This is a genomic window from Enterococcus sp. DIV0183 (assembly GCF_050541505.1).
Taxonomy (GTDB): domain Bacteria; phylum Bacillota; class Bacilli; order Lactobacillales; family Enterococcaceae; genus Enterococcus; species Enterococcus faecalis.
This window is the reverse complement of record NZ_CP172932.1, coordinates 1627693-1641868: the sequence shown is the minus strand read 5'-3', so window position 1 is coordinate 1641868 and position 14176 is coordinate 1627693. Positions and strand designations below refer to the sequence as shown.

Annotated in this window: 14 protein-coding genes; 10 read left to right on the top strand and 4 right to left on the bottom strand. The window is 36.9% G+C overall.

Annotated features, from left to right (window positions below; genetic code table 11):
- Window positions 1-114: 114 nt before the first annotated feature.
- Window positions 115-2028, bottom strand: coding sequence for a PfkB family carbohydrate kinase (locus IGK72_RS08085; protein WP_165548516.1), 1914 nt, complete (start codon window positions 2026-2028; stop codon window positions 115-117).
- Between the two features lie 146 nt (window positions 2029-2174).
- Here IGK72_RS08085 and rihC point away from each other — a divergent pair, with 146 nt between their 5' ends.
- From rihC to IGK72_RS08070, 3 genes are read left to right on the top strand one after another with little or no spacing between them, the layout of a single operon-like run.
- Entirely contained in the window at window positions 2175-3128 is a 954-nt protein-coding gene (rihC, locus tag IGK72_RS08080) for a ribonucleoside hydrolase RihC (protein WP_002383111.1), read from the top strand.
- Window positions 3129-3144: 16 nt separating this feature from the next.
- A complete protein-coding gene (gene dcuC / locus IGK72_RS08075) occupies window positions 3145-4518 on the top strand; it encodes a C4-dicarboxylate transporter DcuC (protein WP_002380409.1) in 1374 nt (457 codons plus the stop codon).
- 11 nt (window positions 4519-4529) lie between these two features.
- Entirely contained in the window at window positions 4530-5006 is a 477-nt protein-coding gene (locus IGK72_RS08070; protein WP_002370992.1) for a GNAT family N-acetyltransferase, read from the top strand.
- 90 nt (window positions 5007-5096) lie between these two features.
- Here the strand turns inward: IGK72_RS08070 and IGK72_RS08065 are convergent, their stop codons facing one another.
- Window positions 5097-6125, bottom strand: coding sequence for a lactonase family protein (locus IGK72_RS08065; RefSeq protein WP_002357153.1), 1029 nt, complete (start codon window positions 6123-6125; stop codon window positions 5097-5099).
- A gap of 191 nt (window positions 6126-6316) precedes the next feature.
- On the opposite strand from IGK72_RS08065, the gene clpX reads away from it, so the two are divergent.
- Window positions 6317-7570 carry an ATP-dependent Clp protease ATP-binding subunit ClpX gene (gene clpX / locus IGK72_RS08060; RefSeq protein ID WP_002357154.1) on the top strand — a complete coding sequence of 418 codons (1254 nt, stop codon included), beginning with the start codon at window positions 6317-6319 and terminating at the stop codon, window positions 7568-7570.
- Window positions 7571-7667: 97 nt separating this feature from the next.
- Window positions 7668-8249 (top strand): ribosome biogenesis GTP-binding protein YihA/YsxC, encoded by a 582-nt coding sequence (gene yihA, locus IGK72_RS08055; protein WP_002357155.1) that lies wholly within the window; start codon window positions 7668-7670, stop codon window positions 8247-8249.
- Between the two features lie 16 nt (window positions 8250-8265).
- Here yihA and IGK72_RS08050 read toward each other — a convergent pair whose 3' ends face one another.
- The gene (locus tag IGK72_RS08050) at window positions 8266-8418 is read right to left on the bottom strand and encodes an SPJ_0845 family protein (protein WP_002362024.1); all 153 of its coding nucleotides are present in this window, start codon (window positions 8416-8418) and stop codon (window positions 8266-8268) included.
- Window positions 8419-8595: 177 nt separating this feature from the next.
- Here IGK72_RS08050 and yidD point away from each other — a divergent pair, with 177 nt between their 5' ends.
- Together yidD and IGK72_RS08040 are read left to right on the top strand one after the other, a co-directional pair.
- Window positions 8596-8898, top strand: a complete 303-nt coding sequence (gene yidD, locus IGK72_RS08045; RefSeq protein WP_002357157.1) for a membrane protein insertion efficiency factor YidD — start codon at window positions 8596-8598, stop codon at window positions 8896-8898.
- A 2-nt stretch (window positions 8899-8900) separates the two neighbouring features.
- Window positions 8901-9782, top strand: a complete 882-nt coding sequence (locus IGK72_RS08040; RefSeq protein WP_002360061.1) for an ROK family protein — start codon at window positions 8901-8903, stop codon at window positions 9780-9782.
- 40 nt (window positions 9783-9822) lie between these two features.
- Here the strand turns inward: IGK72_RS08040 and IGK72_RS08035 are convergent, their stop codons facing one another.
- Entirely contained in the window at window positions 9823-10434 is a 612-nt protein-coding gene (locus IGK72_RS08035; RefSeq protein WP_165548513.1) for an FUSC family protein, read from the bottom strand.
- Between the two features lie 102 nt (window positions 10435-10536).
- On the opposite strand from IGK72_RS08035, the gene IGK72_RS08030 reads away from it, so the two are divergent.
- From IGK72_RS08030 to murC, 3 genes are all read left to right on the top strand, one after another.
- Complete coding sequence (locus IGK72_RS08030) at window positions 10537-11496, top strand: aromatic acid exporter family protein (protein WP_002360063.1); 960 nt, start codon at window positions 10537-10539, stop codon at window positions 11494-11496.
- A gap of 117 nt (window positions 11497-11613) precedes the next feature.
- Window positions 11614-12567 carry a hypothetical protein gene (locus IGK72_RS08025; protein ID WP_002410560.1) on the top strand — a complete coding sequence of 318 codons (954 nt, stop codon included), beginning with the start codon at window positions 11614-11616 and terminating at the stop codon, window positions 12565-12567.
- Window positions 12568-12721: 154 nt separating this feature from the next.
- A complete protein-coding gene (murC, locus tag IGK72_RS08020; protein WP_002357163.1) occupies window positions 12722-14059 on the top strand; it encodes a UDP-N-acetylmuramate--L-alanine ligase in 1338 nt (445 codons plus the stop codon).
- Window positions 14060-14176: the final 117 nt, after the last annotated feature.

The following is a 14176-nucleotide window of genomic DNA, read 5'->3' as shown; positions in this document are numbered from 1 at the left end:
TAGTTATAACTTCTCTTTTATTATAATAGTTCGCCTAATAAATTGTAATAAAAAAGAACAATTCTCATTGGTTTATGAGAAAATAACAAGATATTCAGCAGGAAAACACCTGTGTCAGTCGATACAGGTGTTACGATGAGCAAAAAGAGCGGGTTCTTTTTTTATCAAATAATTTTCCAAAGTGGCGTGATCAACTAAAGAATCAATCACCCCTTCTTTAGAAACTGAAAATCCTGCAGCCTGAATTGCTATTTGAATGGCTGCTTCAGTCGGATAACCTTTCGAAAGATAGGAGGCGAGCGCGCTGATAAAGCTGTCACTGGCACCAGTGCTATCCACAGCTATATTTTCTGTTGCAGGGAAATAGTGGCACACTTGGGGTGTTTTTAATAACACGCCTTTTTTTCCTAAAGTAACAATGACATTTTTTACGCCCATTTCTAAGAAGTACGCCGCTTTCTCTTCTAATGTACCAGTATCTGGTTGAAGTTCCAATAATTCATCTTCATTGGGAATGAAAAAATCAACCTTTTCTAGTATATTCACTGGAATATGATGAATAGCAGCTGGTTTTAAAATAATCGGTACCCCTGAATGTTGGGCGATTTCACAAGCTTTCTCTACAGCAGACAAAGGAATTTCTGTTTGAATGAGACAAAAACTGGCATCCATAAATAGGTGTTTTTGCTGTGCGATTTTTTTAGGCGTAAGCGCTGTGTTTGCACCAGGTAAGATTGAAATCATGGAGTCGCCGCTTGTCTCAACATAAATATAAGCTTGACCAGTCTCAGTATCTTGAATACGTGTGATACCATCTGTCGTAACGTGGTATTTTTCTAATTCTTTATATAAGTAATTCGCATCTGTGTCTGAGCCTAAACAACCAATTAAGGTGGCCTGATGGCCCAGTTTGGTTAAGCCAACAGCTTGATTTAATCCTTTTCCGCCGGGGAATTTAGCATAGCTAGACAAAAAATTTGTTTTGCCGTTATGTGGTAAATTTGTTGAATACAGATAATTATCAACGTTTAAACTACCCACTACAATCATTTTGCTATGTGGATTAACACTAGACATGCCTAATGTATTTTTGTGATCTAGCACCAATTTTTCAGCCTCATTAATCAAGGCTGTTTTTTCTTTGCGTTTGTTAAGCAATAATAAGGCTAACTTGCTACCAAACGTCTCTGTATCTAATAAGACGGAAGAAATATGATCAGGTAAAAATGAACGATCAATTTTTCGCTTAATTGCGAGTAAAGAGTAATTATCGGGGGTTCGCAAACCGCTCTGCTTTAAAAGCTGTTCCAAAAAAACAGCCTGGGTATAGTCATCGGTAAGGATACCCGTAATCCCATCTGTGATAAGCTGATTACTGAAATCAGCAGGGATAGTGGTTAAAATATTTTCTTTACTAAAGGGTAAATTGACATCAAACAAGGCTTTTTTATAGCCTGCAATAATTGCTTCTTTATATTTTGGGTTAGTGACGAAATAACTAATTTTTTTATGGTTATTCTGTAATAATTCTTGGGTTAAAACATAACTAGCTTCTTCATAAAGCCCCGCTAGAGAAGGTAATTCGTTAGTTGAGTGATTGACGAAATAGTAAGGAATCGTTAATTCTTCTATAAATTTCGCGTATTGTTTACTGTTTTCATTGATTGGGTCCCAAATAATGCCACTGGCTTGTTTTAACGTTGGCGAGGTAATATTTTTCAGTTCTTGTTCTAAACTACCGTGACTATTTAAAATCAAGCAGTTATAGCCATTTTCTTGAACTTTATCAATAAAGCTCGTAACCCAAGCCTCAAAAGTTTCATGGCTATTTAATAATAACACGAAGGTTTTTGTAGTACTATTTGTGACGAGATTTGCTGAGTAAGGTGTGTAGTTGTAATCTCGAACGATTTTTAAGACACGCTCACGGGTTTCTTTACTAATAGTTTGATCTTTATTATTTATAATTTTGGATACAGTTGAAGCGGAAACGCCAGCTAATTTTGCAATATCTTTAATATTCATCATTTTCGTCCTTTCACTTAACTCTTTTTTATAGTAAGCATTCTAAAAGCAGAAAGTCAAGAAAAAGCCTAATTATTTATTATTTAGAAATTCTGCTTGACTTTTAATGAAAGCGCTGTTAATCTCAAATTAAGAAAACGTTTCCGGAAATGTTTTTCCTAAATGTAAATGGAGGAAGAAAAATGGATACAAAGAAAAGACCGATCATTATTGATACGGACCCAGGAATTGATGATGCTGTAGCTTTAGCGATTGCACTGAATCATCCTAACCTAGAAGTTCGCTTAATAACGACGGTTGCAGGGAATGTAGATGTAGAAAAAACAACAAATAATGCCTTGAAACTTGTCGATTTTTTTGGGAAAAAGGTTCCTGTAGCCAAGGGGTGTAATTGTCCGTTACTTATTCAATTGGAAGATTCTGCTGAGATTCATGGGGAGACTGGCATGGATGGCTTTGAGTTTCCGCAACCTATCTCTACGTGTTTAGATATTCATGCAGTGGAAGCTATGCGAAAAGAAATTCTGTCTAGTGATGTTCCTTTGACCATTGTTCCAATTGCTGCATTAACGAATATTGCTTTGTTACTGACCCTCTATCCAGAAGTCAAAGAAAATATTGCAGAAATCGTCATGATGGGTGGCTCATTAGCAAGGGGAAATACAAATACAAGTGCCGAATTTAATACGTATGTCGATCCACACGCTGCACAAATTGTTTTCCAATCAGGTGTCCCGCTAACAATGGTAGGATTAGATGTTACAAGTCAAGCTGTGTTAACGAATCATGAAGTAACAGCCATCAGAGCGCTTGGTAGAGTTGGGGAAATGTTTTATGGTCTTTTCCGTCATTATAGAGGCGGCAGTCTAACTACAGGTTTGAAAATGCATGATGTCTGTGCGATTGCCTATTTAACTTCACCAGAATTATTTGAGACAACTGAAACGTTCATTGAAGTTGCTTTGGAAGGTCCAGCTGCGGGAGCTACTGTTGCGGATTTAAAAATGAAGTATCATAAAAACACGAATGCCGTTGCCTGTATAGATGTAAATGTTGAAGCTTTTCAAAAATGGGTTGTCGAAAAAATGAAAGCGGTTAATTAACTGAAGGAGGATAAGTATGATTGAAAGTTTATTGGTGTTGGTCGTTTTAATTGTTGTAGCCTATTTGATTGTAAAAAATTATCATCCCGCACTCAGCTTAATTATTGGTGCGCTTGTTCTACTTGCATGTGCATGGATGTTAGGACATCCCATTTATCCTGCAGGAGAAGGAACCGGTTTTGGATTATTTGATATTTTCTTGAAGTTTAAAGATACAATTATTGCACAAGTGAGTTCAGCAGGAATTGTAATTATGATTCTTTTTGGTTATTCAGGCTATATGAATGCAATCGGGGCCAATCAGATGGCTGTCAACTTTTTGGTGAAACCATTAATGAAGATTAAACGTAAATCGTTATTTGTCCCTGTGGTCTTTTTAATTGGAAATTTAATGTCACTAGTAGTTCCTAGTGCATCAAGCTTAGCGATTATTTTAATGTCTATATTATATCCGATGCTAGCCAGCATGGGGATTTCATCCTTAACTGCTGCAGGTGTGATTGCAATGACGGCAACTATCATGCCAACACCTTTAGGCGCGGATAACGTAATCGCCGCAAATACTCTTGGTTATGATGTGTTAAATTATGTTGTATGGAATGCCAAAATTTCGCTGCCATCGTTATTAATCATTGCGGTTGCACAGTACTTCTGGCAAAAATACTGCGATAAAAAAGAAGGTGAGGCTGCCTATGTTTCATTAAATGAAGAGGGCTTAAGCAAACAAAAAGAATTTGATGTTCCTAAATTTTATGCAATATTGCCAATATTACCGCTATTATTAATTGTTGGAGTGGGAATCGCAGGAATGTTTATTAAAGGAATAACGATGGATATTTTTGTTCTTACATTTATTTCTTTCTTCATTGCTGTATTGGTTGAGACGCTTCGCTTGAAATCTTTTAAAAAAGTTCAAGATACAGCTGTCGAGATGTTTAAAGGAATGGGGCAAGGGTTTAGTCAAGTTGTGATGCTTGTCGTAGGCGGTTCATTGTTCACGTCTGCGATTCAAACGTTAGGAATTATTGATAGTATTATGGCATCTGTCGAAGCGTCAAGTTCAGCAGGAATCGTTACGACCTTAATTTTCAGCGGTGCAACGACCCTTTTTGGAATTTTAAGCGGTGGTGGTCTGGCAATGTTTTATGCGGTTATCGAACTAATCCCTGGGATTGCTGAAAAAGCTGGGATTGATGGCATCTTAATTTCCTTGCCAATGCAGATGATTGCGAATTTAACTAGAACGATTTCTCCTGTAGCAGCAGTTGTCATGATTGTCGCATCAACAGTAGGAGTTAGTCCCATCAGAATTTTAAAACGGACGAGTGTACCGACCATCATTGGCATTATTAGTGTGATTGTCTTGTCGATTCTATTGTTACCTTATTAAGAGAATAAACAATGAAAATTAGAGTGGCTGATGAGAAAGAGTTACCGATTATTCTTCAATTTTTAACAGAAGTAAAGGCATACATGGATGTTGTGGGCATTACACAGTGGACAAAGGACTACCCTTCTCAAGAAGATATCCAAGAAGACATTACAAAAAAACGGTTGTATTTGCTAGTGCACGAAGAAATGATTTTTTCAATGGCAACGTTCTGTATGGAGCAGGAACAAGACTTTGTTTGGTTAAAGCGCTTTGCAACTTCGCCTAATTATATTGCCAAGGGTTATGGCAGTTTGTTGTTCCATGAATTGGAGAAACGAGCAGTCTGGGAAGGAAGACGTAAAATGTATGCTCAAACTAATCATACAAACCATAGAATGATTCGATTTTTCGAAAGTAAAGGGTTCACAAAAATTCATGAATCTTTACAAATGAATCGCTTAGACTTTGGCTCTTTTTATTTATACGTTAAAGAATTGGAGAACTAATCCATCGTTTAAAATAAGAAAACAGGAGTCAGATGCAAACATTAATTAGCATCTGACTCCTGTTATTTTCCAAGGAAATAGTCAACTTAATTATACAAATAAAACACAAACACATTCGGGAACGGCAACATCTTTTTGAATCATTTCTAATAAGCCAGTTTCTTGGTTCCGACGATAAAGTGTTAAGTTATCAGAGTCTTGATTAGCGACAACGATGAAATCTTCAGAAGGATCTAAATCGAAATCTCTTGGAATATCGCCTTCTGTTGAAATTAATTGAATTCGTTCAATCGCTTCGCCGTTTTCTGAAACAGCATAGACAGCAATCGAGTTATGGCCACGGTTTGAAGCATAAAGGAAACGGCCATCAGAAGAAATACGAATTGCAGCACCACCATTAAACGCATCATAATCAGCAGGTAAAGTAGAAACCTTTTGTAATTCAGTGAAAGAACCATCTGTTTCATCATATGAAAGAACTGAAACAGTGCTATCTAATTCACCAAATAAATAAGCCAATGATTTTGTTGGATGGAACACTAAATGACGTGGACCAGTCCCTGGCTCAGTCACGAATTGAGCGATTTCAGAAAGCTTTCCATCTAAGCTAACATTATACGTATACACACGATCGGTTCCTAGATCACAGACGACTAAGCGTTGATCAGGCGTCAAATCTGTGTAATGAACATGGGCATTGTTTTGGTTTTCATGAGGACCAGTTGGCTCTGTATGAATCACTTTGTCAGCATCTTCCAAAGAACCATCTTCTAAGATACGATACACGTGAACGATACCTTGGTGATAATTTGCTGCATAGACAAGTTGTCGGTTTTCGTCAACAGCTACATAACATGGCGGCGCACCTTCCTCAGTTACTTTATTCAATAAGTTAAAATGGTCCATTTCTGGTTGATAAGCGGCAGTGCCACCTTCACCGTCAACACTAGTGACGCTAAAAAGTTCGCCCTTTTGACTCAGAGCAAGATAGGTAGGACTCGTTTCTTCTAACAAAAGTGTCGCTTCTGTTAAACGACCTTGTGTCGTATCTAATGCAATTTTATAAATGCCTTGGCTGGCTCTTCGAGTATAGGTACCTAGTAAAATTTGTTCTAACATCACAATTCCTCCAATTTGTTTCAACACAATCACTTTTTATGAAAGTGCTTTTATATAATGTAGTATACCATAAGAAGTCTAAGAACAATAAAACTTTCTATCTGAGATGTTCGCATTTTAAAGTGGTTTGTGCTATTATGATGAGAGACTGTGATGACAGTCATTTTTTGATTTTTAGAGGGGTGACGAACATGTACGACAATACGGATAATAACGGGACCGTTCGTTGTTCATTTTGTGGGAAAACACAAGAAGAAGTAAAAAAAATTGTTGCTGGTCCGGGTGTCTATATTTGTAATGAATGTATTGATCTATGTAAAGAGATTATTGATGAAGAATTTTATGATGAAGCAGTCCGAGAATTAACGGATGTGCCAAAACCCCAAGAAATTTTAAATGTTTTAAATGAATATGTTATTGGACAAGAACGTGCAAAACGCACACTTTCTGTTGCTGTTTACAATCACTATAAACGTGTGAATCAATCAGAAACAGCTGCAACTCAAGATGACGTTGAATTGCAAAAAAGTAACATTTGTTTAATTGGACCAACAGGTTCAGGTAAAACTTTCTTGGCTCAAACGTTAGCAAAAACATTAAATGTACCTTTTGCAATCGCTGATGCGACCAGTTTAACAGAAGCAGGTTATGTAGGGGAAGATGTTGAAAATATCCTTTTAAAATTACTACAATCTGCTGACTATAATGTTGAACGTGCGGAAAAGGGCATTATCTATATTGATGAGATTGATAAAATTGCCCGTAAGAGTGAAAATGTTTCGATTACTCGAGATGTTTCAGGTGAGGGTGTTCAACAAGCCTTACTAAAAATTCTTGAAGGAACAGTTGCAAGTGTACCACCACAAGGGGGCCGCAAACATCCACATCAAGAATTTATCCAAATTGACACAACGAATGTTCTCTTCATCGTTGGTGGAGCATTTGATGGAATTGAAACCATTGTTAAAAACCGCTTAGGCGAAAAAACTATTGGTTTTGGTAAAACCAATTCTGCTTTAAATGAAGAAGAAAGCATCATGCAACATATTATTCCAGAAGATTTATTGAAATTTGGTTTAATTCCAGAATTTATTGGACGCTTACCTGTAATGGCTGCGCTTGATAAATTAACGAATGATGATTTGGTTCGAATTTTAACAGAACCGAAGAATGCCTTGGTGAAACAATATCAAAAATTATTGTCTCTTGATGACACTAAATTAGAATTTGAACCAGAAGCATTAAAAGCCATCGCAGCCAAAGCCATTGAACGTAATACTGGCGCACGCGGACTTCGTTCAATCATTGAAGAAATTATGATGGACGTAATGTTTGATGTTCCTTCAGATGAAAGCATTGAAAAAGTTATCATTACTAAAATGGCCGCTGAAGGTACCGGTAAACCAACAATTATTTATAACAAAAAAGATAAAGAAGCTGTATAAGATTGAAGCTGAAAACAGCTCTTTCGGCGGATCTCCGAAAGAGCTGTTTTTGTTAAGCTTTTGAATGAAAGACTGAATAGAAGAACGGAGGAAAACAATGAACGTACATAATGCAGAAATCGTGATTAGTGCGGTATCCCCTAAACAATATCCTGAATCTCAATTACCGGAGATTGCTTTAGCTGGACGTTCGAACGTTGGGAAATCATCTTTTATTAATACCTTGATTAATCGTAAAAATTTAGCAAGAACTTCAGGTAAACCTGGTAAAACGCAAACGCTAAACTTTTATTTAATTGAGGATGCCTTACACTTTGTGGATGTTCCTGGCTATGGTTATGCCAAAGTTTCTAAAACAGAACGTGCGAAGTGGGGAAAAATGATTGAAACGTATATCACGCAACGTGAGCAGTTACGTGCAGTCGTTTCTTTAATTGATTTACGTCATCCGCCGACCCAAGATGATATCCAAATGTATGAATTTTTGAAATACTATGATTTGCCAGTTATTATTGTGGCAACTAAGGCAGACAAAATTCCGCGGGGCAAATGGAACAAACACGAGAGTGTCATCAAAAAAGCCTTGAATTTTGATAAACAAGATGACTTTATTATTTTCTCTTCTGAAACAAAAGAAGGAAAAGAAGCAGCTTGGACAGCAATTGAAAAGTTTCTATAGAAAAAAACAAGCAAAATTACTCTTTTGCTTGTTTTTTTGCTTCTTCTTTTTTTGCTTCTTGTCGTTGTTTTGCCAGTTCTTCAAGAGGTACTTCTTTCTTTAATGGATCAACGGCGAAAGAATCGAAGAGTTTATCTAAGTCATTGGAACGTTCAAATTTTAATCCCATTTACTAAGCCTCCATTCCTTTTTTTATAGTGTAGCACGTTTTTTTTCATTTGGATAGCAACAGAAATGTAAGAATTCGTCATAGGTGCACCTGGTGTAATTTCTCGTAACTAAGACTTGCCAAACATGAAAAAACAAGCTATTCTTTAGTAAGAATTAGTTAGAAAGAAGGCACTTTATGAAAAATCCGTTAATCGGCGGTGTTCGTTTTTATCAACGATTTATTTCTCCAGGATTGCCTGCACGTTGTCGCTATTACCCAACCTGTTCACAATATATGATTGATGCAATTCATACACATGGAAGTGTCAAAGGAACAACGATGGGGGTAGCACGGATTTTACGATGTCATCCTTTTGTTAAAGGCGGCATTGACTATGTTCCGTTGAAATTTCGCTTGACGAAAAATCCTGATGAGACCTATCATGGACCGTATACGTATCGAAGAAATAAGAAAACAGAAGTAGAAAAGGATGGATAAATATGGCAATTTTAGCATTTGATCTTGGCGGTTCTTCCGTGAAATACGGCGTTTGGACAGGCAAAGAATTAACAAATCAAGGGAGCTTTCCAACACCTGGCTCTTGGGAAGAAATGAAAGCGCATTTATATTCGGTTTATGCAGACAAAAGAAATGAGTCGATTAGTGGTGTTGCTTTTAGTTCACCTGGAGTAGTTGACGAAAAAAGTCAACAGATTTTAGGGATTTCCGCCATTCCATATATTCATCATTTTAACATTTATGAAGAATTAGAAGCGTTGTTTGGCTTACCAGTGACTATCGAAAATGATGCGAATTGTGCTGGTTTAGCTGAGATATATGAAGGCGCGGCGAAAGGAAAAAAAGAAGTGCTTTTTGTCGTTATTGGGACAGGAATTGGCGGAGCGATTTTTCGCAATGGTGAATTGTACAAAGGCGCTCATTTATATGGAGGCGAGTTTGGACTGAACTTTTTAAGTAATGGCCAAACATTCAGTGAAATTGGCACAGCTGTCAAAATGGCTCAGCGCTATTGTGAACGAATTGGAGTCGAAAAACAGGCGGTGACAGGAGAAGAAGTTTTTGAACTGGCACAACGAGGGGATGAGATTGCTCGCGAAGAAGTCAATAATTTTTATGATTATTTAACACAAGGATTATTCGGCTTACAGTTTTCTTATGATCCTGAAATGATTGTACTCGGAGGTGGTGTTTCTGCTAAAGAAGGCTTATTAGCAGAGATTAATCGCCGGATGCTAACGCATTTACAAACCTTTGAATTAAAAGATTTTGTTCCAGAAATCGTGACCTGCCATTATCAAAATGATGCCAACTTGATTGGCGCAGCCGCCAACTTTCAAGCAAAAACGAATTGGGAACTATAAAGAAACAGCCGATTGTTATTCTCTTCAATCGGCTGTTTCTTTATTTATTTGCCTTGTCGTCAGTGTTTTCTTCTGCGTCAATCCGCGCTTGAACTTGTTGGCGTAAAGCTTCTAGTTCTTTTTCTTTCTTTTCTAATTCAGCTAAATCTTCAGAAATTTCATGGGCTTCTTCTGCTGGCTTAGGTTGTAAAAAGACGTTTAAACCAATCGCTATAAAGGTCCCAATGAATGTATCCAACACACGTTCCATTGAATATTGAAAGGAATCGCTTTGCGGAATACTTAAAGAAATCATTAAAAGTGTCGCAGTTGCAGAAATGATCCCAGCATTGTTATTAATCCCATCAGAAACAACGATGACGATAATGACTAAAAGTGGTAGTAGCAGTAATTCTACTAAGTGTTGATTAGGAAAATAATCTTGTGCTAATACATAAAGCAAAGCTAAAAAGCCACCCAATGTGTTTCCAATAATGCGCGATTTTCCAAAAGACAAACTGGTATTTAAATCTTGTCTTAGCGAAAAAACAGCTGCTAAACAGGCAATCATAGGTGAGCCACGATGGAAAAATTGAAATAAAAGAATACACAGCATGACAGCAATTGCTGTTTTTAACGTTCGCATGCCTAAACGAAATCGACCCACTATCATAAATATTCGCTCCTAAATAACTTTTCTCTTTAATGATAACCGAAATAGAGGTAAAATTACTAGAGAAAAGTGAAGAATTATTATTTTTTAAGGGGAGTATGCATGAAAATTGGTTTACGAACAGTCAAGACAGCCATTAGCGCTGCATTAGCAATGATTATTGCGGAAAAACTGGGATTACTTTATGCCCCTTCGGCAGGGATTATTTCAGTTTTAAGTGTTACTAGCACGAAAAAAACATCTGTCATGACAGGAATTTATCGTTTGTTATCCTTAGCTTTAGCAACTATTTTAGCGTATATTTGTTTTACTTTTTTAGGTTTTACAGCGATTGCTTTTGGTATTTTTTTGTTATTATTTATTCCAGCAGCTGTGTATTTTCAATTATCTGATGGGATTGTTGTGAGTTCCGTTTTGGTAACTCATTATTTAGTCGAAAAAAATCTTTCTTGGGCGATTATTGGAAATGAGTTTTTATTAATGAGTATTGGTGTGGGACTAGCGTTATTAGCTAATTCTTATATGCCTGATACAGAAAAACGTTTAAGAGAAGACCAAGAAGTCATTGAAACAATGTTTCGTAAAATTTTAAGGGAAATGGCGCTACATTTAAACAACGCTGCAGGAGAGCGAAATTTGGTCATGCATTGTGCAGATTTAAAAACCTTTATTCGTACAGGCGAGACGTGGGCCAAAAATCATGCCGAGAATCAATTGCTGTCTACCAATACGTACTATTTAGAGTACTTTGCGATGAGAAAAATGCAAAGTAATATTCTAAAAAACATGTTGGAATTATTAGAAGATATTACTGTTGATGCGCAACAAGTTCGCTATATTCAACAATTGTTGGAATATACGGCAGAAACATTTGCAGAGAATAATGATGGACAAGAAATTATGAATCGAATTAAGACCGTTTATGAAACCTATCGCACAAAACCATTACCGCAAACAAGAAGTGAATTTGAAAATCGGGCGCGACTCTTTCAGTTTTTACAATTGTTTCAGTCATTCATTCAAGTCAAAGCGGACTTTGCCAAATTACAACTAGATAAATAAACAAAAAAGAAACCTTTTTAAACGGAGGTTTCTTTTTTTGTTCTCTTAAAAATTCAGGCAAGTTCTTTAGTATTCATTGAGAATGTGTTAAACTAATGAGAAAGAAAAATAAAAGGAATGACCGCAATGGATAATGCTCAAGTGAAGAGAAAACATTTCCGTTTTCCAGCGTATGATGATGAACAGGGCGTAAAATTACCAACAGATAATGAACGTAACTTATTTCAAGATGATCTGATTGGTAAAGCAATGTCTGGTAGCAGAAGAACTACAACATCTGCCGAAGATACTAGACAAAGCACACCATCCGTCCAACAACCAACAACGAATCAATCAACTACAAATAAACAAACACAACAATTAACGGCAGCACAACAAGAGCAATTAGCACGTCATCGTTCTAATTTGCCAGACTACACAAAACATGCTAGTAAAGCAACGAAAAATAAACAAGCAACGAAAAAAAATAATAGCCTTTTTGGGACGCCAAAAGGAAATGGCTGGACACAAACGTATAAAAAAAAAGAAGTCGTAGCGAAACCAAGTAGACCTGCCGCATCACCATTAGTGCAGAAAACGACACCTTCTTATTTTGTTCCTAAATATATCCCGGCTTCTGTGATTCCTGAGGAACAGGAACCTAGTTTTACTGAAGAAGAGTTGCTAAAAGCAATGAAAAAAGATCGGCGTTCATATGTCATTCTTGATGATGAACCAACGGCTTTTCAAGTGAAAGATACGGAAGAAGATCCAACGGTGCGGAAGTTTAATATTCCAACCTCAGAACCTGAGATTCCTTTAACTAGACGACAATATCAACAAATCAAACCAGACTTAGAACGTTTTGGCGAAGATGCGTTGGATTTACGTTCGCGTTCCCGTTTGAATGCCGCAAAGAAAAATGCTAAAAGTCAAACTGCTTATGGGAAAAAATTAGCTAAAGCGAATGCTCAAGTGGAGCCGGAAGCACCTGTGACAGAAGAGAAGAAAAAGGGCATCTTGGATAAACCATTAAGTGGGATGCTAGAAGATTCAAGTTCTGTATTAGAAAACAGTAAATATTTTAGTTAAGAGATGAAACTTGCATGTGGATTTGAAACATGTAAGTTTTTTATTCTGTTTTAATAGTTGATTATTTTTTTGTTTTATACGATAATGAATCTCGTATGATTGAAATTTTTTTAAAAAAGGTATGTTTTATATAGTGACAGAGAAGAGGATTATAATGGGAAATCAAGAGAACAAATTATACCATTTTGTCGGAATTAAAGGTTCTGGCATGAGCTCATTAGCGTTGGTCTTACACCAAAAAGGCTACAACGTTCAAGGATCAGACGTAGAAGAGTATTTCTTTACACAACGGGATCTTGAAAAATCAGGTGTCCCTATTTTACCATTTAATGCAGATAATATTGATAAAGACATGATTGTTATTGCTGGAAATGCTTTTCCAGATACCCATGAGGAAATCGCCCGCGCCATCGAATTAGGCGCAGAAGTAATTCGTTACCACGATTTCATTGCTCGTTTTATCGAACCGTACACAAGCATTGCTGTAACAGGGTCACATGGGAAAACAAGTACGACTGGTTTGCTAGCACATGTATTAAGTGGTATCAATCCAACTAGTTATTTAATAGGGGATGGCACTGGCCACGGCGAACCAGATGCTGATTTCTTTGCATTTGAAGCGTGTGAATATCGCCGTCATTTCTTGGCTTATTCACCAGATTATGCGATTATGACGAATATCGATTTTGATCATCCAGATTACTACAAGAGCATTGAGGACGTTTTTTCAGCGTTCCAAACAATGGCTCATCAAGTCAAAAAAGGAATTTTTGCTTATGGTGATGATAAGTATCTTCGTCAGTTAGAATCAGAAGTGCCAGTTTATTATTATGGCGTCAGCGAAGAGGATGATATCCAAGCCCGAAATATTCAACGAACAACGGAAGGCTCATCTTTTGATGTTTATCACAAGGATGATTTTGTAGGTCATTTTGTCTTACCAGCATTTGGCCATCACAATATCATGAATGCGCTAGGTGTGATTGCTGTGGCTTATTTTGAAAAACTTGATATGCAAAAAGTCGCAGAAGAAATGCTAAGTTTTAAAGGTGTAAAACGTCGTTTTAGCGAGAAAAAAGTCAGTGACATGATTATTGTTGATGATTATGCGCACCATCCAGCTGAAATTAAAGCAACGATTGATGGCGCTCGTCAAAAATATCCTGATAAAGAAATTATTGCTGTCTTCCAGCCACATACATTTACACGAACAATTGCCTTAATGGATGAATTTGCTGAAGCACTGGATTTAGCAGATGAAGTATTCTTGTGTAATATTTTTGGCTCTGCGCGTGAAACACAAGGCGAGGTACGCATTGAAGATTTAGGTGAAAAAATTCAAAAAGGTGGACAAGTAATTACCGAAGATAATGTGTCACCTTTACTAGATTTTGAAAATGCAGTGGTTGTCTTTATGGGCGCTGGCGACGTTCAGAAATTTGAACAAGCCTACGAAACATTACTAAGTAACACAACTAGAAACGTTTTATAAGAGAACATAAACAAAATCGGGACAGGGGTATCTGGCTTCAAAAAATAAGAAGCTGCTCCTGTTCCGTTGTTTGTTTTTAAAATCTAGCATGGCAGATAAGTTGGTTTTGTTTAAACA